Genomic DNA, 19,514 nt, shown 5'->3' with positions numbered 1-19,514 from the left:
TCACCGGGCGAAAGCCGCCTCGACCTGCAATTGAGCAAGCCGCTCCACCTCGCGGAAAGTCACGGCCATCTCGGTTTCCCGATCGCTCGCCGTGCGCAGCTCGAGGGACGCCAGAAGCGAGGCCGTGGTGTAATCCCGCACTGCGAAGATGACGCCGAAGCCGAATTTGTCTGTATAGGCGTCGAGAAGCTCCAGCAGCCGCGCCTTCTGACCGGCGGTCATGGCATCGAGGCTCTCGGCCTCGCTCTCGTCCGCCACGATCCTGGCTGCCTCGATACGGTTGTTGAGCTCGGTATAGCCCTCCAGGACATGCAACCTCTCCGCGTCGGTTCCGGCGCGAAACTGAGTGCGCAACACGAAGAACAAGCCGTAGGGACTATCGTTTACCGGTCCCAGTTCGCCACCCCAGGCCCGTTCGGCGATCCACTGGCCATTGCGGAAAGCGCCACCGAACGTCTCGATGAAGGCGGCCTTTTCCAACTGGGACGGGACCAGGCGAGGCTTGCGGTAGGGATGCTCCCTGGTCCAGTGCCGGGCAATGTCGATGCGCCTGGCGATCCAGACCCGGTCGTGGCTCTGCACATACTCGATGAATCGCTTGAGGGCGGCGACGCGGCCGGGGCGGCCGACGAGGCGGCAGTGAAGACCGATCGAGAACATCTTGGGACGCCCGGCCGCCCCTTCCTCGTAGAGATAGTCGAAGGTGTCCTTGAGGTAGCTGTAGAACTGATCGCCGGAATTGAAACCGTTAGGTGTGCCGAAGCGCATGTCATTGGCCTCGAGCGTGTAGGGAATGATCAGTTGGGCCTTGCCCTGGTGCTCGCGCCAATAGGGCAGATCGTCGTCGTAGGTGTCCGAGATATAGTCGAACCCGCCGGCTTCCGAGACCAGATCGACGGTGTTGACCGAGCAGCGGCCTGTGTACCAGCCTGTCGGTCGCGATCCAGTGGCCAGGGCATGGAGGCGTATGGCCTCAGCGATCTGCTCGCGCTCGGTTTCGGGCGGCATGTCCTTGTGCTCGACCCACTTGTAGCCGTGGCTTGCGATTTCCCAACCAGCATCCTGCATGGCACGCAGTTGCTCGGGCGCACGCATGAGCGCTGTGGCGACGCCATATACGGTGACGGGCACATCGAGATCGGTAAAGAGCCGGTGCAGGCGCCAGAAACCGGCCCGGGCACCGTATTCGTAGACAGATTCCATGTTCCAGTGGCGCAGGCCGGGCCAGGGCGCAGCTCCCGGAATTTCGGAGAGAAACGCCTCGGAGGCCGCATCGCCGTGAAGGATGTTGTTCTCCCCGCCCTCCTCGTAGTTGAGGACGAACTGCACGGCGACGTTGGCGCCTCCGGGCCAGTTCGCGTTAGGCGTATCGGCTCCATAGCCGCGCATGTTGCGGGGATAGCGCATTGAATTCTCCTGGACAGGACCGGCACACCGAAGGCGCCTGGGTCCTGTAGCTCTTCCACAGATTTGGACCTTGCTCAATCCATTTTCTGATACATAATCTACATTCATTGTATCCGATCATGAGGGAGAGCGAGATGATGGTCATTCCACAGGAAGTTCTTGAGGAACGGATCGAAAGAGCGCGCGACCTGGCAGCGGAACGCGGCCTCGCTGCTCTCGTGCTTTGCTCCGCCTCACGCGCCGGCGGAGCGGGTCAAAGCGGCGGCAATACCGCTTACTTCCTTGGCTATTCGACTTTCAACGGCGCGGTGGCGCTGCTCATTCCGGCGCAGGGGCGGCCCATCGCCTTCGGGCCTGGCTCGAACGAGAAACGCATGTTCAGGGCCAGGGTGTCGACGATGGCCGAGGTGCGGCAGGCGGCTGATTTCGGGGCGGGCATCGCGCAGGCTTTGGACGAATTGGGGATCCGTGAGGATGCTCCGATCGGCCTCGCGGGCCGTCCTGACCTCCCCGTTCGGATAGAGCGCAACATCGTCGCCAGGCTGCCGCGACTGATCGATGTCGATGCGGCCGTACATAAACTGCGGGAAATCGTCCATCCCGCCGATGTTGCGCTGCAACGCGAAGCGTCCCGGATCTCGGATCTGATGATCGCGCGCGCCTTCCAGGCAGCTGTGGAGCCGGGAATGACGCCGGCGCGCCTCATGGCGGAAGTGGAGTTTGCGGGCCGCGCCCTGGAGGCGGAAAGCGCCAGGCTCTGGCTTGCAGTTGGCCCGAACCCGCCTATCACCAGCTTCGAGTATTTCGAGCTGGCCAGCACCATTTCGCCGGGCGACCGGGTGCAGCTCGGGACGACAGTCTGTGTTGAAGGGCATTTCACGCAAGGGTTGCGCATGGCGATCCTGGGTGAGCCCAGCCGCGATCTGTCAAAGGCGGCAGAGACGCTCATCGGCATCCAGGATGCGGCTCTGGCCGTGATGGCGCCGGGCAAGCCTGCACACCTGATCAGCGATGTGTTGGAGGGCCTTATCGACGCCAATTGCCCTTATACGCGCCAAACCGATCCCTTCCGGTTTCAGTCATGCCACCAGCTCGGGCTCGACTACAGCGACCCGCCGCTGGCCTACGCGCTCAGCGCCTCTCGCGACAAGCGGCTGGATGCACAGGGACCGCTACTGAGCGTGGGGCAGGTGGTGGAAATTCACCCCAACTACAACCTGCCCGGGCTAGGCCACGTCTGCGCCGGAGACGCGGCTGTCGTGACCGAAACCGGCGCGGAATGGCTGACAAGGTACCCGCGCGGACTTGCCGTTCTCGGCTAGTCTGCGCGGGATACCCCATGACTAGTCGATCCTTGGCGGTGCGGGAGGGACGATAGGTTCGCTGAACGTGCGGCTCAACTGGCCCCAGCCTGGATCGTGCATGTGCGCCCTCAGCCCCGCTCGCTCCACGAGCGCCCAGGCTTCGCGTTCACCGAAATCGAGGGCGTCGATCATATCGACGGTGAGCACCTTACGGCCCTCCATCAGGATCTTGCCATCGACGATCACCGTATCGACGTCGCTCCCCACGGCCTGATGCATGAGGCGATGCACCACCATCCAGTTCGGCGTCAGGTGCGGTTGGCGCATGTCGATAATGGTGACGTCCGCTTTCTTGCCGGCGTCCAGCGAACCGACCTCGTGGTCGAGGCCAAGCGCCTTTGCCGCGTCGATGGTGATCATTTCGAGTAGCTTGCCGGGCGGCAGCAGATATTGGTCGACATGAAGCATTTGCTGGGCGAACTGGGCCATACGGGCCATCTGGAACATGTCGAAGGGCCGGCGCGGCGCGGTGCCGTCCGAGGTGATGGCCACGTTGACGCCCTTGGAAATCATGTCGAGGATCGGTGCCCGGCCGCCCGGGGAGTGCGTCATGTGCGTCCCGGTTTCGGCGAGGATATCGACCTCCTCGTGAGACAGACCGATGCAGTGCTGCAGGTGTACATCGGGCCCGAGCAGTGCGTTTTCCTTGTCCTGGAACGCCATGCGCACCTGGCCGGCAAAGGCATCAGAATGGATGCGAACGCCCCATTTGCGGGCGGTCTCTCGCACCCGCCGCGCTTGCATCCGGTCATCGGCCGTGAGATTGACGGCCTTGTCCGGGGTCGACGGATTGGAGGGATCGACGGAAGGCGCAATGGTAAAGGGCGTCAGGTAAACCTTGATGCGGCCGTCGGCGCTCCCGTTGACGGCCTCGATCACCGCCTCTGCGCCCTCGATCATTTCCTCGAAGGTCACGTCATGGCGGACGGGCCTGCCGGTATCCCATCGCGTGACCGGATGCGGCCAGGGGAGACCGGCCGGCCCCACGCAGAGGATTTCCTTGATACCGACCTCGGTGTAGGCCTTGGCGTGGTTGATGCCGAAGACGGGGTCATCGCTGCGCGGCATCGAGGCGATGATACTGGCGCCGGTGGTGACGCCGGCGCGCAGCCGCTCGAGGCCGGAAACCAACCCGTCGGCGTACCAGAAGTCGCGCGTGGCGTAGTGGTAGTACGTCGGCGTGACGATGCGCATCCACATCGACGGGCTATCGGCCGCGATGGTCTTGATGAGCGAGTGACCGGCGTGACCGTGCGCATCGACCAGCCCCGGAATCACCACCTTGCCGCGGCAATCGACGATCTTCTTGCCGACGTGCTTCGGTTCGAGTTCGGCGGAGGTGCCAACCTCCACGATCCGGTCGCCGGAGATAGCGACGGCGCCGTCTTCGATGATGCGGCGTTCGCGGTCGACGGTGATGACGGTGCCGTGCAGGAGAAGGAGATCGGTCATTTCAAGAGGTTCCGGTAGGCTTGAGGCAGGCGGTCGGTGGGCCTGGTCTGGTCCCAGGGCATTTCGCGTCCGCCGAACTTGACGGCCATGGCGAGCACCGACGCATATTCGTTGAGGGCGATGCCGGGCTGCAAGCGCAACCAGGCAGGATCGAAGACAGGCATCGCGAATTGGCCGCTGTGCATCTCGATCCAGACATTGGCTTTGGGCATGAGTGCCAGGATGGCCTCCCAATCGATGGCGCCTTCCCCTGCGGGTGAGAGGAAGCGGCGAATGCCACGGTCCTCGAAGCGCACGATGGCATCGTCATAGTGCACCTGGACAGCGAACGGAGCGACGCGGCGGGCCGCTTCGACCGGATCCTCGAGGCGACAAAGGACGTTGACCGGGTCGTAGGCAACACCCAACAGGTCCGGGCCGACGGTTTCGACCAGCGCCACAATCTCGGCCGTCGTGATCTCCTCGTGGGTCTTGATGAGGAGTTTGGAGCCGCGCTCGCGCAGTAGAGGCGCGCAGCGCAGGATCAAGGCCGCGACCGCATCGCGCTGCACCTGCCAGGTGACAGTCTCGCTGAATCGCTCCTCGATCATGCCGATGACGAAGAACAGGTCATGAATGCCGATATCGGCCGCGAGGCTGACGAGGCGGCGTACCCCGGCCTCCATATCCCCTGCCCCAGCTTCGGCGATCTTCTCGCCGCGAAACGGCAGCGCCGGATTGACCACTCCAAGGCTCGCCGAGATGAAGAGGTCGAGCCGGTCGGCCTCGGCGCGAACGGTCTGCATCTCGGACGGATCTAGGTTGGGGCTGAGATCGTAGAGCGAATTGAACAGCAGTCCTTTGAGCCCTAGTTGCGCCGCTGCGTTGAGAGCTTCGATCGCCGAAAGGTTCCTCGCATCGGGCAGCGAGCTCTTGATGATGCCGATCATGGGGCGGCCTCCAGGGGAAGGTTGAGTTCGGAGCATATCGCCCGCAGGTGCGCGGTGCTCTTCTTGATGGTTGCGATGGATTCGTCATAGCCGAACGGCGCGGCGACGTACTGATCCCACGTGGGCACCTCGCCCGACGCAATGCGCCTGGCATAGGTGTGAACGAGTTCGAGGAACGCGGCGTATTCCTCGATGGTGAGATCAGGGTGGTTGGCAAGCCAATCAGGCTCGAAGACCTCGATCAGCGTGTGACGCGGCACGAAGCTGGCGTCACGGGGCCCTGCGCATTCGAGCGAAAGATTCACCGTGGCGTTGTGAGCGGCAAGGACCTTCAGAACCTCGCCAAAATCGATAACGCCATCCCCACAGGCGCGAGCCTGAATGGTTATGCCTCCCGGCACATGGGCGAGATAGGCGTCCTTGATATGGGTCTGGCGAACATAGGGCGCGACCCGCCGCGCGGCCCAGACCGGATGCTCCCCGCGTTGCATCGGGTTGAGCGTATCGAGCACCACGCCCATGACGTCCTCGCCCACGGCTTCGATAAGGCGGAGCAACTCGAAGGTGGTGATCTCTTCGTGGGTTTCCATGTTCATGTGGATACCCAAGTCGCGCGCGATAGGCGCGAGCTTGTGAAGGAAGCCCTCGGTCGCCGCAAGCTGCTCGGCCCAAGTCACGTCGGTGCGAAAACGGTCATAGGCCCATTTGCCCGCATAGACGGTCTTGTAGTTCGCGGTGGCGATCCAGAGGTCAGTGCAGCCGATCTCGACGCACGCCTCCATCATGCGCCGGAAACCCAGGACGATGTCGCCATCGCCGGCACGCCGGAGTTCCGGAGCCTCCGGGCTGGCATAGGGATTGACCTTGCCCAGGCCGGTTTCGACATACATGCCCAATTCGTCCGCACGCTGGCGGATGGCCCGCAACTCACCGCGATCGAGCGTGGGGCTCATGTCCAGCACCGTCCGGTAAAAAAGCCCGCCAATGCCGAAGCTCTTGCCATGGTCGAGGCTATCGACCGGGCCGCGCTGGGCCGCCTCCGGTATCTTGCGCCCATCGACGCCTATCCGCATCCACGCCTCCTCAGACTAAAGCTGTATACAAAACCGCCAGTAACTACGGCCCGCACTGGGAAGGCACCAAACGCCCCGGATTTCCGGCCTGTTTCCGTCTACCACGCCCATCTTAGCCCGTGACCGAACACTGAATTTGTATACTATCTTGTATCAAAAAATGCTTGTCAATGGATACAATGTTTGCGATCACAGGCTGTCCCTGGGCGCCTACGATCGGCACCCCAGGCTTGTTAGTCCTTCGATGAGGAGGAGAACGAACGATCTCGCACAGGCCCCGATCACAGACGGCTGGATCGGTTCGGGAGGTCGACGTCTCTTCGGCAGAACCAACCTAGGGTGGCGGGGGCGCCCCCATCGCCTCGCCGCCCATTTTCGATCCTTCAAGGAGCTCTTTCCGTGACCAAGCCCGACAATTACGAGAGCGTCGCCGGTCTTTCCGTCCATCCCGCATTGCGCGCCTTCGTGGACGATGAGGTGCTGCCGACCGCTCGGATCGAGCCGGCGGCTTTTTGGGAAGGTCTTGCCTCGATCATCAAAGACCTGACGCCGAGGCATCACGAGTTGCTTGCCATTCGGGACGACATGCAGGGGAAGATCGACGCCTGGCACATCGAACGTAAGGGCAAACCGCACGACGCGGCTGAGTACGAGGCGTTCCTGCGCGGGATCGGGTACCTGCAGCCCACCCCTGCCGCCGACGCCTACCAGGTCGCGACCAAGAACGTGGATGCCGAGATCGGCACCATTGCGGGCCCGCAACTGGTCGTGCCCGTCTCCAATGCGCGCTACGCCCTCAATGCCGCCAATGCCCGCTGGGGGAGCCTCTATGACGCGCTCTACGGCACCGATGCCATCGGTGCCGACGACGGCGCTGCCCGAAGTGGCGCGTTCAACCCGCGTCGCGCAGAACGGGTGATAGCCCGCGTGCGCGCGTTCCTCGATGAGGCTGCCCCGCTCGTCGCCGCCAGTCACGCTGAAGCCACGGCCTATGCCGTCGAGCGCGGACGGCTCGAGGCAACGCTGGCGGATGGCCGCAAGACGCGGCTCGTGGACGACAACAAGCTCGCCGGCTTCGTCGGTCCGCGCCATGCACCCACAAAGGTCCTGTTAGTCAACAACCGACTCCACATCGAGCTCGTGATCGACCGGGAAAGCCCGGTTGGCCAGCTCGACAAGGCTGGCATCGCCGATGTCGTGGTGGAATCGGCGGTATCGACCATCATGGATCTCGAGGATGCCGTGGCAGCGGTTGACGCCGAAGACAAGGTCGCGGCCTATCGCAACTGGCTCGGCCTGATGACCGGCAAGCTCACCGCGCAGTTCGAGAAGGGCGGCAAGACGATCGAGCGGCGTCTCGTCGGCGACCGCACCTACACGGCGCCCGGGGGAGAGTCACTCACCGTTCACGGTCGTTCTCTCATGCTGGTGCGCAATGTGGGGCACCACATGTTCACCGATGCCGTGCTTGACGGGGCCGGCAAGCCGGTACCCGAGGCTATCCTCGACGCCGCGATTACAGTCGCCAGCGCTGTTCAGGACATCCGCGGCGAGAATGCGGCGCGCAACAGCCGCACCGGCTCGGTCTACGTCGTCAAGCCCAAGATGCACGGGCCGGACGAGGTCGGGCTCTCCGATGCTCTTTTCAAGCGCATCGAGGAACTCACGGGCCTGCAGCGCTACACGATGAAGATCGGGGTGATGGACGAAGAACGCCGCACCTCGGTGAACTTGGCTGCATGTCTTTCCAAGGTCCGCGACCGCACCGTGTTCATCAACACCGGATTCCTCGACCGCACGGGTGATGAGATCCACACCTCGATGGAAGCCGGCCCCATGGTGCGCAAGTCCGAGATGAAAGCAACGGCCTGGATCAAGGCCTACGAGGACAACAATGTCGATGTCGGCATTGCGCGCAACCTTCCCGGTCGCGCCCAGATCGGCAAGGGCATGTGGGCCGCGCCCGACCAGATGGCGGACCTGCTGGCCCAGAAGAGCGGCCATCCAAAGGCTGGAGCCAGCACCGCCTGGGTACCCACCCCGACTGCGGCCACACTGCATGCATTGCACTACCATGCCGTCGACGTCGCAAGCGTTCAGGACCAGTTGCGAGGCAAAACGCGCGCCGCACTGGCCGACCTGCTGACCATCCCGCTCTCGACCAGGGAATACTCGGCGGAGGAGGTGAACGACGAGCTCGAGAACAACCTGCAAGGCCTGCTGGGCTATGTGGTGCGTTGGGTCGATCAGGGCGTGGGTTGCTCGACGGTGCCCGATATCCACGACGTGCGGCTGATGGAAGATCGCGCCACGCTGCGCATCAGCAGCCAGCACGTCGCCAACTGGTTGCATCACGGCGTGGTCAGCGAAGCGCAGGTGCGCGAAACGCTGCGGCGCATGGCAGAGGTGGTAGATGCCCAGAATGCCGGCACGACCGGCTACCGCCCCATGGCACCCCGCTTCGACGGCCCTGCCTTCAAGGCGGCCGAGGACCTGGTTCTCAAGGGTCGCAAGCAACCTAACGGCTATACTGAACATATTCTCACGGCGCGGCGACGCGAAGCCAAGGCCCTGTTCGGCTGAAAAGGAAAGGCCCCGTCGCTGGACGGGGCCTTTTAGTTTTGGGGCCGTCAGGAAAAGCGGGGATAGCTCGATGAGAATATCTCTTCCAAGGGAGGATGACCCAGGGTGCGCATGGGGTACTTGGCGACGACACCATCGAACTGCCCCTGGGCCTGACGGCGATAGGCGCGGTCATCGATGCCGGGGATAACGCCATCTTCCATCACGAAGCGGCCGTTGATCATGACCGAGCGGATGGTGTGGGCGGTTGCGTTGAGCAGCAGCGTTTGGATTGGATCGATGGTCTGGCCGATGAAGGGATCATCGAAATCCACCACAATGAGGTCGGCCTTGGCACCCGGCTGCAAACGCCCGAGGTCCGGGCGGCCCAGGGCATCGGCGCCGGCGACGGTGGCAGCGTCGTAGTAGTCTTCCGCACGACAGGCTTCGGAGTTCTGCTCGACGACCCGGCAAACCATCAGACCGACCTGCATGTTGAGCAGCATGTCTGGCGGATAGGTATCGGTGCCTAGTCCGATGCGGATGCCCATGTCGCGATAGGAGCGGAAAGAGCGCAGCGCGTTGCCATGGCGCGCCGAGACCAACGGGCAGTGAACGATGGTGGCCCCAGAGTCCCTGACGATCTCGAGGTCGTCGCCCGACACGAACGTGCCGTGCGGCAGTAGCGCCCTCTCCGAGAGGAAGTCGAGGCTCTTGAGCCATTCCGGCGGCGTCATGCCGCGCAGTTTGACGACGCTGTCGTACTCAAAGCGAGACTGGCAGCTATGGAGGCGAACGGGGACGTTGAGCTCTCGTGAGGCGGCAGCGGACTGGCGCAGCAGTTCAGGCGTGCAGGTCTCCACCCGGTCGGGGGCGAGCATCGTCCGAATGAGGCCATCGCCCCTACCCTCGAATTCGGCGCAGAACTTCTCGGCGTCCCGAAGGCCAGCCAGCCCTCGGGCCTCATCGAAATGGAAGTCGAGCGAGCCGTCGTCGCGCACGAAGGTGTTGCCCGAGCGATAGGCCGGACCGAGATAGACGCGCAGGCCCAATTCCTCGGCAGCGCCGGCTGCATCGGAGAATTCCTCGACCGTCTCGCCCCACTCCCGATAGAAAAGCGAGGCGATCGGCAATGCGGTCGTGATGCCGCTGCGGATGAGGCGCGTGAAGGCATACTTCTTCTGGAAGGCCAGTTCCTCGCGCGTATACATCTCGATAGGACCCGCCTGCATGTAGCTTTGAGGCCAGACGCGCCCCTTCCGCGCCGGTGGCTGGTTGTCGAAACCCAGGACCGTCGTGTCGAGATCTGAGACGGCATCCAGATCGACAAATCCCGGTCCGATCAGCGCATTTCCGTAGTCCAGCACCCTTTCCGCACTTCCCGGGAAGGCCTTGCCGACAAAGAGGACACTGTGGCCGGAGACAGCGATTTCGCCATCTTCATAGAGGCAATGCCGGCCGTTCTTGTGACCGACAATCCATTTGGCTTTGAGCAGGGTGATGGTCATTTCATTCCGGAGGTAACGAGGCCGCGGACATAGTAGCGCTGGAGCACGATGGAGAGGATGACCAGCGGGATGGTGACGGCCGTGGCGGCAGCGAAAAGCGGTCCGTCCATCGGGAAATTGGGAATGGACTTGAGATTGGCGATCGCCACCTGGGCAATCTGCTTATTGGGGTCCTGCATGATCACAAGTGGCCAGAGATAGGCATTCCACGACCAGATGAACTGGATGAGCACGAGCGTCGCCAGTGTCGGCTTGACGTTGGGTAAAGCGATGGTGAGGAACACGCGGAGCGGCCCTGCTCCATCGATCTTGGCGGCCTCTTCCATTTCGAGCGGAATGTCCCGGAAGGCCTGGCGCATCAGGAAGATGCCGAAAGGATTGCACGCGAAGGGCAGGAACAGCGCGGGATAGGTCGAGACGAGGCCCAGCCACTGCATGATGCGATAGAGCGGGACGATGATGGCTTCGACCGGGATGAAGGCGGTCAGCAGCAACAGTGCGAACACCACGCGGCTGCCGGGGAAGCGCAAGCGGGCAAAGGCGTAGCCGGCAAGCGAAGAGGCCACCACGGCGATGCCCACCTGCCCGCAGGCAGCGATGAGCGTATTGAGCAGGTTCCGCTGAAAATTGAGCTCGGTGAAGAGGTAGAAGTAGTTCTCGAAGGTGGGCTGGAGCGGCAGGAAAGAGGACCACGACAAGGGGAAGGTGCCGGTGATGATGTCGTTGGTGGACTTGAACGAGGACAGTGCGGCCCAGGCGATCGGAAAGACGAAGATGATCCCGATTGCGGCGAGGAGGATCATTGAACCTGCGCGACGCGCGATGAAGTGACGGCGCTCGGCGCGATCGACGGAGCCGGCCTGCGGCAGAGTTAGGGACGCCGTGGTCATTTCGCCTCCTTGTCGCGCAGGATGAAGCTCTGGGCAGCGGTGACCAGCGCCAGCACAACCAGCATGCAGACGACGCTCGCAGAGGCGGAGCCGGGCGACTGGAATTCGAAGCCGAGCATGTAGGAATAGAGCGCAAGGTTGGTGGTCGATCCCTGCGGACCGCCCTGGGTCATGATGAGGATGGGCGTAAACATGCGCGTGGCGGTGATGGTCATCATGAACAGCGCCACGATGATGCTGGGGCGCAGCAAGGGGAGCGTGATGGTCCAGAATACCTGGCGCTCGCTGGCACCATCGAGTTCAGCGGCCTCCGGCAGTTCGCGCGGAATGGCCTGAAGTCCGGCGAGAAAGATGAGCATGGGCAACCCCACATCCTTCCACACCGACATGATGACGATGCTGATGAGTGCCTGGCTACTCCCAGTGAGAAACGGCTGGGTCGGCAGATGCACGGCGTTGAGGATGGCGTTGAAGAGGCCGCTCGAGGGCTCGTACATCTGGTTCCAGATGAGCGCCGTCACCGCTTCGGATGCCGCAAGCGCCCCGATGATGGCGTTGCGCGACCAGGTCGAGCCGGGCAGCCGTTTGTCAAGCAGTACAGCCAGCACCAACGCCAGCGGTATGGTGAGCCCAAGCATGAGGGCGATATAGACGAAGGTATTCAGGAGAGCTGAGCGGAACGCAGGATCGGCGAGCAGCTCCGCGTAGTTGTCCAGCCCTACCCAGCCGGTCGATGACTGGTCGAAAGGACTGAAGGACTGGAGACTGTTGAGCACCGCCGTGATCAGCGGCAGGAACTGGAACAGCGCCAGCGCCGCAGCGGCCGGCAGGATCATGGCCAGGCCAAGAATTGGGTTACTGTTTTGCCCGGTCCATTGTCGCTCCCGGGGAGGCTTTGCCGCTGTGGCCTGCATGGAACACCCTCCGCGCTTCCTGATCGAAGACGCGGGGCGGTCGGCCGAAAGGTCGGGCCGCCACCCCGCTTGTCCGGTTGGTCCGGCTTACTTGTACTTGGCCAGGAGGCGATCGATCTTCGCAGCCGTATCCGGCAGTACCTTTGCCGGGTCGGCGCCCAGGGCGATGTCCTTGACCGCCGGATTCATGGCGTTGAAGTAGTCGAAGTACCCGGGTGTCCGCGGCACGCTGTAGGAGGCGTCTGAGAGGGCGGAGGCCATCTTGAACGGCTGCTCGGTTGCAAACTCGCTCATGGCCGTCCGTAGCGAAGTACGAGAGGGCATCGAACCCCAGGCCTTGTGGAAAGCGAGCCTGTTCTTGTCGTTGCAGAGGAAGGCCAGCAACGCCACGGCTTCAGCCGGGTGCTTCGCCTTCGACCAGACGAGCGGCGAATCCGAACCGTTGCCGTTAAAGACGATGTTGCCCTTGGGCGGCAGCGACACGCCCCATTTGAATTTCGGCTCCTGCCCCGGCACGCGGAAGCGGTTGGTGAAGTTCAGTCCGCCGAAATATGTGGCCGCGATACCCCCGGGGAACTGGTTCGGCACCGGGCCAAGCGGTGTCAGGCCCTTGGAGAAGAGGCTCTGGTAATACTGCATTCCCTTGATGGCCTCGGGCGTGTCGATATAGCCCGACACCGACAAGCCGTCGTCGCTGATCCCCATGAGGGTCTTGTAGGCTGACGAGTCCTTTGCCGCGTTGGGATCGCCCTGCGAGCGGATCCAGATGCTTTCGAGCTGGCTGTAGTTGGCTCCGGGCCCACCGTTCCCCTGCCCAGCTGCCGCCAGCGCCCAGGACTGGTTATCGCCCGCAGCCTTGAGCTTGGCGTTGACCTCTTCAAGACGCGCGATGAGTTCTTCGTCGGTCCAGCCGCCCTCGAGCCCTTCGACTTCGGGAGGCGTTGGGACGCCGGCCTTTTCGAAGAGGTCGCGGTTGAAATAGAGCAGCATGACGCTGGTTTCCCAAGGCACGCAGTAGAGGTTGCCACCCGAAGAGGCGGCGTTGCGCAAGTTCTCGGGAATATCGGCGACGTATTCGGGCGCAAAATAGTCCTGGAGCGGCAGCGCTACCTTGCCGGCGTGGTAGGCGTCGGCGAAATCCGTGCGCCCCATCATGATGTCGGGCGCATCGTTGGAGGCGATGTAGACAAGCAGCTTCTTCTGCAGGTCGCCGTACGGCACCTTTTCTTCGGTGATGGTGATGTTGGGGTATGCCGCGGTGAACTCGGCATAGGCACCTTCGAGCAGCGCGTTGACGTCTGGCGTAAAGTCCTGGCGCATGAAGCGGAGTGTTACCGGCTCCGTCGTCAGTTCCGGACCGGCATAGCCGCCCAGATCGATCTTGCCGTTGCCGGCAGCCCGGGCAGTGCCGATGAGGCCCGGGGCGAGCGCACCCGCTAGTGCGGTGCCGGCCATGCCGGCCAGAAGGGCCCGACGGGAAATTCCCTCAGGTTTGGATGAATTGTTGCCTGCGGCCATGTCTCTCTCCTTGCAAGCCGTTTGACGTCTGGCTGCACCACTCCCGTCGCCGCGGCGGACGCGGTTCGTGTCGAGAGAGGCCGCCCCTCACATACGCCTAACCGCACTCAATATTGTATCATCTTTCTCCTAGAGATGATTCACACCGAGCACATCAGTCGACACCCAGCACTTCAGTTGAGAAGCACCGGTTGTCCGACTAGCGCTATCGCAGACGTTCCCTATCTGTCGCGATTATGAGCACTTTGCCTGGCTTTCAGGCAAGTTGCTCCGCTATCCACTGACGATGTGAGCCTTGCATCAATTGGATACATACGCAATACGTTTTTGATACACATTTAGGTAGGCAGGCAAACGAAACGCCGCGGCCCTTTCGGAACCGCGGCGCTCAGGGCGGGCCAGGGAGTGGGCCCGAACTCGCTAGATGCCGAAGACGTCAGCCACCTCCTGGCTCGTCACCTTGCGGCCGTATCCCGCAAGGTCGAAGCTCTCGGCGAACTGGATCGCATTGCCTCGAGCCTCGCCGTAGCGCGCTCGCAGGGCGGGCCGCATTTCCTCGAGGGCATACATGAATTCGGGCCAGTGCTTGAGGACCAGGGCGCGTTGCGACGGCCAGTCGGTGGCGACCTCTGCTTCGTCCAGGAAGCCGCGCTCGAATGGTGCGTATTCGAGGAACTGGGTTGCGTGGGCGGCACAAGCTTTCAGCTTGGCCTCGATCGAGGCGTCGCCATCGAAGACCACATCATGCCGATGGACGCCAATCGCGCCATAGTCGGTCATCTTGAGGCAGATGGGAGCACGCTCGAGGGCCGGCACATCGCCCACGATGTTGGCATTGCCTGAGAAGCCGACGGCTTCGCGCACGACCCTGGCGGCGTTGCGGTTGTCCAGGTGCCCATCACACTCGTCGTGGAAGGTGATCACCACGTCGGCCTGCCAGCGGCAGATGGCCGAGATGACCTTCTGGCGCAGCGCCAGGTCGGGCATCAACTCGCCGTCGTGATTATCGAGAATTTCATAGTCGAGCACACCCAAGAGGCGAGCCGCGGCGTAGGCCTCACGGGCGCGTCGACGCTTGAGCGGCCCGCGTTCCATGAGATGGTGGCCGGCGTCGCCGTTGGTCAGGGACATGAACTTGACGGCAGCGCCCTTGTCGGCGAGGAGCCGCATGGTGCCGCCGGCATACATTTCGGCCTCGTCCGGATGCGCCTCGATGACGAGGACCTTGAGCGGGTAATTCATCTAAACATCACTCCTTTGCGGCGGCGAGGGCTGCTGCCGCGGATTTGAGGGCTCGAGCGCTACGCTCGACGAAACCTTCCAGCTCGGGGAGATCGGCCTGGACGGAATAGTAGTCGTCCGGCGGCGGCATCGTGCCGGCACGGACCGCGGCCTCGAAGAGGCGCGAAAGACGGATGAGTTCGAGGATCTCGCCGAGTTCGGCATCGGGCTGACGGGCCTGCCAATCCGGATCGAAGAGCGGAATCTGATTCCTGTCCGGACCCCAGACATTCTCGATGGTGAAGTTGGGATTGACCCCGGCAGCGAAGAGCGCGCCAAGCACGGCTTGCCAATCGATAAGTCCGTCGCCGATGGCGCGGATCTGTCGCTCCAACCCCATCGGGCGCTCGAAGAGAATGAGGTCCCGCATGTGGGTCTTGCGCACATAGGGCGCCACGCGCCGGGTGGCCGCCACCGGATCCTCCCCGCGCACCACGACGTTAGCCAGGTCGAGCGTGACACCGGCCACGTCCGTGCCTACAGCCTCGATCAGCCGCACGATCTCGGTCGTGGTGATTTCCTCGTGCGTCTCGATGGCAACGACGGCCCCATGATCCTTGAGCACCGGCGCAAGCCGCAGCAGGAACTTCCGCGTAGCGTCGAGCTGGTCCTCCCAGGTGACGTCGGTGCGATAGCGGTCGATGGCATGGAGGCCCCAGTCGTGCCGCTGATAGTTCGCGGTATCGCCCCAGAGCGCCGTACAGCCGATCTCGGTGGTGGCCTCGATCATGCGGGTCATGCCGAGCAGGTAGTCGCCCTTGCCGACATCGCGCACTTCGGGGGCTTCGGGGGTGTTGTAGGGGTTGATCTTGCCCAGGCCCATTTCGAGGTAGAGGCCGAAATCATCGGCGCGCTGCTTGACCGCGCGCAGGAAGCCACGGTCGAGGGTGGGCGAGACATCGAGCACCGTGCGGAAGAAGACACCTTCATGGCCGAGTTCGGCGCAGCGCTCGATGAGTTTGATCGGACCCAGTTCGGAGGCACGAGGGAACTTTCGGCCGTCTATGCCGACACGAATTGGAGGGACAGTGAGACTTGTCATGTTCAGGTCGCTGGTTGGAGGGCGGCCGCGTCGGCCGGAGCGATGCCGCCTGGAACGGCGGCGATGAGGCGGCGGGTGTAGTCGTGCCGGGGATTGGCGAGCACCGCCTTGGCGGGGCCCTCCTCAACGATCTGGCCGCGGTGCATGACCACGATCCGATCGGCGATGTAGCCTGCGCTGATCACGTCGTGCGTGATGTAGAGAACAGCCACGCCCTGTTCGTCGCGCAGCCGCGCAATGAGACTGAGGATGTCGCGGCGGATGGAAACGTCGAGCATCGAGACGGGTTCGTCCGCCACCAGAAGCTTTGGCGATGCCGCCAGGGCACGAGCGAGGCCCACGCGCTGACGCTGGCCGCCCGACAATTCGTGCGGACGACGATCGAGGTAATTGGAGGGAGGCGTCAGCCCGACCTCGGCCAGCAGGTCGTCAACCCGCCTGGCAACGTCCCTGCCGCCACTGGGCGCGGAGATGACCGCGCGGCGGAGGTGATGGCCGATCGTATGCAGGGGATTGAGCGAACCATAGACGTCCTGGAAGACCATCTGGGCCGCGCGGGATTGCCCCTTCCTGCGCTGCGAGACGGGCACCGGTGGGCGACCGTCGAGCAGAATGTCGCCCGAGGTCGGGCGAATGAGACCCGTCACCATGCGTCCCAGCGTGGATTTCCCGCTGCCTGACGCACCGACAATGGCCACGATCTCACTGGGCGCGACCCGCAGCGAAACATCATCGACGGCTACCAGGGCGGATGCGTGCGACCAGGGGGCGTCGCCATAGGTTTTCCTCAGATGCGCCGTCTCCAGGACCGGATGAGCAGCCGACGGCGGCCGCGCCGAACCCGGCCCGGAGAGGTTCAACCGAGGCGTCGCCTCGATCAGGACACGAGAATAGGGATGCCTGGGGTTTCGGCGGAAGTCCTCGATGGTCGCGTTTTCGACGATCCTGCCATCCTTCATCACGGCAATCCTGTCCGCGACATCGAAGAGCAAGGGCAGATCGTGGGTGATGAGCAGGACGGCAAAGCCCATGCGTTGCTGCAAAGCCTTGACCGTGACGAATATCTCCTGCTGCACGATCACATCGAGCGCGGTGGTGGGCTCATCGAGGATAACGAGCGCAGGACACAGGGCGAGCGCCATGGCGATCACGACGCGCTGTCGCTGACCACCCGAGAGCTGGTGCGGAAAGGCTCGCAAGCGGGCGGGGTCGATATCGACCATTTCCAGAAGCTCGGCGGGGGTTCGCCGGGCCGTCTCGCTGCCTTTGGCGCGATCGAGCACCTCCTGGAGTTGCCAGCCGATGCGCTTGACCGGGTTGAGCGAGGTCAGCGAATTCTGCAGCACGATGGATGCCGTGCGCCAGCGCAGGGCACGTACCTTGTCGTCGTCCGAGGAGAGCACATCGCTCCCGCAGATGCGGATGGTCCCTCCCGTGATGACGCCCGGCGCGCGCAGCAGACGCAGGATCGACTGGGCGATCGTCGACTTGCCGCAGCCGGACTCGCCTGCGAGCCCGACGAACTCACCGGGGGCAATGGAGAGTGATACGTCCTCGACTGCCGGGATTATGCCGCTTTCCCCCGCATAACCGACGCTCAGGTTCGAGATTTCGAGTGCGGGTTGCTCAGTCATTGCGCTTCACCGGGGTCATGAGGGAGGCGCTGGGCTTGCGGAAGCCTGCGCGGCGCAGAAGCCTGTCGGCGCGCAGGCGCGGATTGCCCAGTTCGTCCACGGCGTTGTTGATGAGAGCCAGCGAGAAGGCGGTGAGCGCGATGGCCATGCCGGGAACCACGAATGTCCACCAGGCCCCACGGATCAATGCCGAGGTGTTCTGGGCCCAGAACAGCATCGTCCCCCAGGTCACCTGCCCGCCATTGCCCAGCCCGAGAAACTCGAGCGAGGCCTGGGCGGTGATGGCAAAGATCACCTGGTTGACGAAGTACGCGGCAACGACCGAGCCCATATTCGGCAGCAGTTCGATCGCCACTATGCGCCACCGGCTCTCCCCGACATCCTCGGCCGCCGCGATGAACTCCCGTTCGCGCAGCGAGAGTGCCTGCGAGCGGAAAAGTCGCGCCCCGAAAGCCCAACCCGTCAGGGTGAGGACGATAATGATGGTGAGCGAGCCGGGCGGCAGGAACGCCGCCAGCACCACGACGAGCGGCAGGCCTGGAATGACGAGAAAGACATTCGAAACCAGGGTCAGCGCGTCATCGACCCAACCTCTGAAATAGGCACTGGTCAATGCCACGACGAGCGCGATCAGCGTGGTGAGGACGGCGATGGCGAAGGCCACCCAGAGGGTGTTCTGCCCGCCATAGAGGAACTGGCTGAGAACGTCCTGTCCCTGCCCGGTCGTGCCGAAAAGATGTGCCAACGACGGAGGTTCGTTGATGCCGCCAACGGCCCGCGTCGGATGATAGGGAGCAATCCACGGCGCGAGGGCGCACACGAGGATCAGCGTCCCGAGGATAACCAGACCGACCGCAACCGGAACGGACCCCAGCATCTGCCGGCGCGCACGAGCGCTAAATGTATCGATAAGGGCCAATTATGCCTCCCCACCGGCGCGGACGCGCGGATCGAGGAACACGTAAACGGTGTCGACGAGGAAGTTTGCGGCAAGCACCGAGAGCGTGATGATGAGAAACAGGGCTTGCATCAGCGGGTAATCCACTGCGCTCACGGCCCGCATGAGCGCGTAACCAAGTCCGGGATAGGTGAAGACGATTTCGGTGAGCAACTGCCCCGAGAACACGCCCCCGATTGCGGCGCCCAGCGCCGTAATATTGGGCAGCAGCGCCGTTCGCACCGCATGGTCGAAAAGTACCCGCCGGGGCGGGAGCCCCTTGGCTTCGGCCAGCGTCAGGTAGTCCTCGCTCAGCACTCCGATCATGGCGTTGCGCATGTTGAGCGTCCACGGCCCGAGGGAAACGAGAACGATCGTGAAGGCCGGCATCATCAGATGCAGTAGGACGTCTCCGATGCCGGCGAGCGTGAAGGGCGGCGGATTGACGCTCGAATAGGCGTTGCCCATCGGGAACCAACCGAGCTTAAAGCAGAAGACGTAGAACAGCAGGAGCGCCAGGAAGAAGTACGGGAACGAGCCCAGGAACAGCAGCACCGGAGGGGTCACGCGGTCGAAGAAGCCTCCGCGCCGCCAGGCAGCCAGCGCGCCGAGCCCCGATCCGATGATGAAGCTGAGGAACACGGCAGTGAGCCCAAGCAGGGCCGACCAACCGAAGCCCGCCCCGATGACCGAAAGAACCGGCGCCGGAAACTGCGAAAGAGAGCGCCCAAAATCGCCTTTGAAGATGTTGCCCAGGTAGGTGAAATACTGCTGCACCAGAGGGTCGTCGGTCAGGCCATAGGCCGTCTTGAGGGCCTGCAGTGACTCCGCGTTCATGGACGTGGAGTAGGTGGCCACGATCGTTGAGGCCGGATCGCCAGGGGTAAGCCGGGGTATGAAGAAGTTCACCGTGATGGCGACGAATGCTGCCAGCAGGTAGAACGCCAGCCGCTTCAAGACATAGTACATTGGGTTCCCTCCCGTGAGCGGAGGCTCCCATCCG

General features: G+C 63.3%; 15 protein-coding genes. 2 read left to right on the top strand and 13 right to left on the bottom strand.

The window, feature by feature from the left end:
• Positions 1-1,407: an allantoinase PuuE gene (gene puuE / locus FNA67_RS07955; RefSeq protein ID WP_147655668.1), complete on the bottom strand. Its 1,407-nt coding sequence runs from the start codon at positions 1,405-1,407 to the stop codon at positions 1-3.
• Positions 1,408-1,541: 134 nt separating this feature from the next.
• Between puuE and FNA67_RS07950 the strand changes: the two genes are divergently transcribed.
• Positions 1,542-2,729 (top strand): M24 family metallopeptidase, encoded by a 1,188-nt coding sequence (locus tag FNA67_RS07950; RefSeq protein WP_170267248.1) that lies wholly within the window; start codon positions 1,542-1,544, stop codon positions 2,727-2,729.
• A gap of 21 nt (positions 2,730-2,750) precedes the next feature.
• Here the strand turns inward: FNA67_RS07950 and FNA67_RS07945 are convergent, their stop codons facing one another.
• From FNA67_RS07945 to FNA67_RS07935, 3 genes are read right to left on the bottom strand one after another with little or no spacing between them, the layout of a single operon-like run.
• Positions 2,751-4,223 (bottom strand): amidohydrolase family protein, encoded by a 1,473-nt coding sequence (locus FNA67_RS07945; RefSeq protein WP_147655666.1) that lies wholly within the window; start codon positions 4,221-4,223, stop codon positions 2,751-2,753.
• A complete protein-coding gene (locus tag FNA67_RS07940) occupies positions 4,220-5,152 on the bottom strand; it encodes a sugar phosphate isomerase/epimerase family protein (RefSeq protein ID WP_170267247.1) in 933 nt (310 codons plus the stop codon). The genes FNA67_RS07945 and FNA67_RS07940 overlap by 4 nt, the downstream gene beginning before the upstream one ends.
• Positions 5,149-6,225, bottom strand: coding sequence for a sugar phosphate isomerase/epimerase family protein (locus FNA67_RS07935; RefSeq protein WP_147655664.1), 1,077 nt, complete (start codon positions 6,223-6,225; stop codon positions 5,149-5,151). The genes FNA67_RS07940 and FNA67_RS07935 overlap by 4 nt, the downstream gene beginning before the upstream one ends.
• A 399-nt stretch (positions 6,226-6,624) precedes the next feature.
• On the opposite strand from FNA67_RS07935, the gene FNA67_RS07930 reads away from it, so the two are divergent.
• Positions 6,625-8,808, top strand: coding sequence for a malate synthase G (locus FNA67_RS07930; protein WP_147655663.1), 2,184 nt, complete (start codon positions 6,625-6,627; stop codon positions 8,806-8,808).
• Positions 8,809-8,855: 47 nt separating this feature from the next.
• Here FNA67_RS07930 and FNA67_RS07925 read toward each other — a convergent pair whose 3' ends face one another.
• The 9 genes from FNA67_RS07925 to FNA67_RS07885 form a co-directional block, all read right to left on the bottom strand.
• Positions 8,856-10,295: an amidohydrolase family protein gene (locus tag FNA67_RS07925; protein ID WP_147655662.1), complete on the bottom strand. Its 1,440-nt coding sequence runs from the start codon at positions 10,293-10,295 to the stop codon at positions 8,856-8,858.
• A complete protein-coding gene (locus FNA67_RS07920) occupies positions 10,292-11,185 on the bottom strand; it encodes a carbohydrate ABC transporter permease (protein WP_147655661.1) in 894 nt (297 codons plus the stop codon). Before FNA67_RS07920 ends, FNA67_RS07925 begins: the two co-directional genes overlap by 4 nt.
• On the bottom strand, positions 11,182-12,021 hold the full coding sequence (locus FNA67_RS07915) for a carbohydrate ABC transporter permease (protein ID WP_049704675.1): 840 nt from the start codon (positions 12,019-12,021) through the stop codon (positions 11,182-11,184). The genes FNA67_RS07920 and FNA67_RS07915 overlap by 4 nt, the downstream gene beginning before the upstream one ends.
• Before the next feature lie 165 nt (positions 12,022-12,186).
• A complete protein-coding gene (locus FNA67_RS07910) occupies positions 12,187-13,617 on the bottom strand; it encodes an extracellular solute-binding protein (RefSeq protein WP_049704674.1) in 1,431 nt (476 codons plus the stop codon).
• A 420-nt stretch (positions 13,618-14,037) separates the two neighbouring features.
• Entirely contained in the window at positions 14,038-14,859 is an 822-nt protein-coding gene (locus FNA67_RS07905; protein ID WP_147655660.1) for a PIG-L deacetylase family protein, read from the bottom strand.
• Positions 14,860-14,866: 7 nt separating this feature from the next.
• The gene (locus FNA67_RS07900) at positions 14,867-15,940 is read right to left on the bottom strand and encodes a sugar phosphate isomerase/epimerase family protein (RefSeq protein WP_147655659.1); all 1,074 of its coding nucleotides are present in this window, start codon (positions 15,938-15,940) and stop codon (positions 14,867-14,869) included.
• Between the two features lie 2 nt (positions 15,941-15,942).
• Positions 15,943-17,574: a dipeptide ABC transporter ATP-binding protein gene (locus FNA67_RS07895; protein WP_147655658.1), complete on the bottom strand. Its 1,632-nt coding sequence runs from the start codon at positions 17,572-17,574 to the stop codon at positions 15,943-15,945.
• Entirely contained in the window at positions 17,567-18,493 is a 927-nt protein-coding gene (locus FNA67_RS07890) for an ABC transporter permease (RefSeq protein ID WP_147655657.1), read from the bottom strand. Before FNA67_RS07890 ends, FNA67_RS07895 begins: the two co-directional genes overlap by 8 nt.
• Positions 18,494-19,480, bottom strand: a complete 987-nt coding sequence (locus FNA67_RS07885; RefSeq protein ID WP_147655656.1) for an ABC transporter permease — start codon at positions 19,478-19,480, stop codon at positions 18,494-18,496. It lies immediately after the preceding gene.
• Positions 19,481-19,514 lie beyond the last annotated feature (34 nt).

The organism is Youhaiella tibetensis (genome assembly GCF_008000755.1).
In the GTDB taxonomy this organism is placed as follows: Bacteria; Pseudomonadota; Alphaproteobacteria; order Rhizobiales; family Devosiaceae; genus Paradevosia; species Paradevosia tibetensis.
Note: the sequence above shows the minus strand (reverse complement) of the source record. Positions and strands in the feature narration are given on the sequence as shown.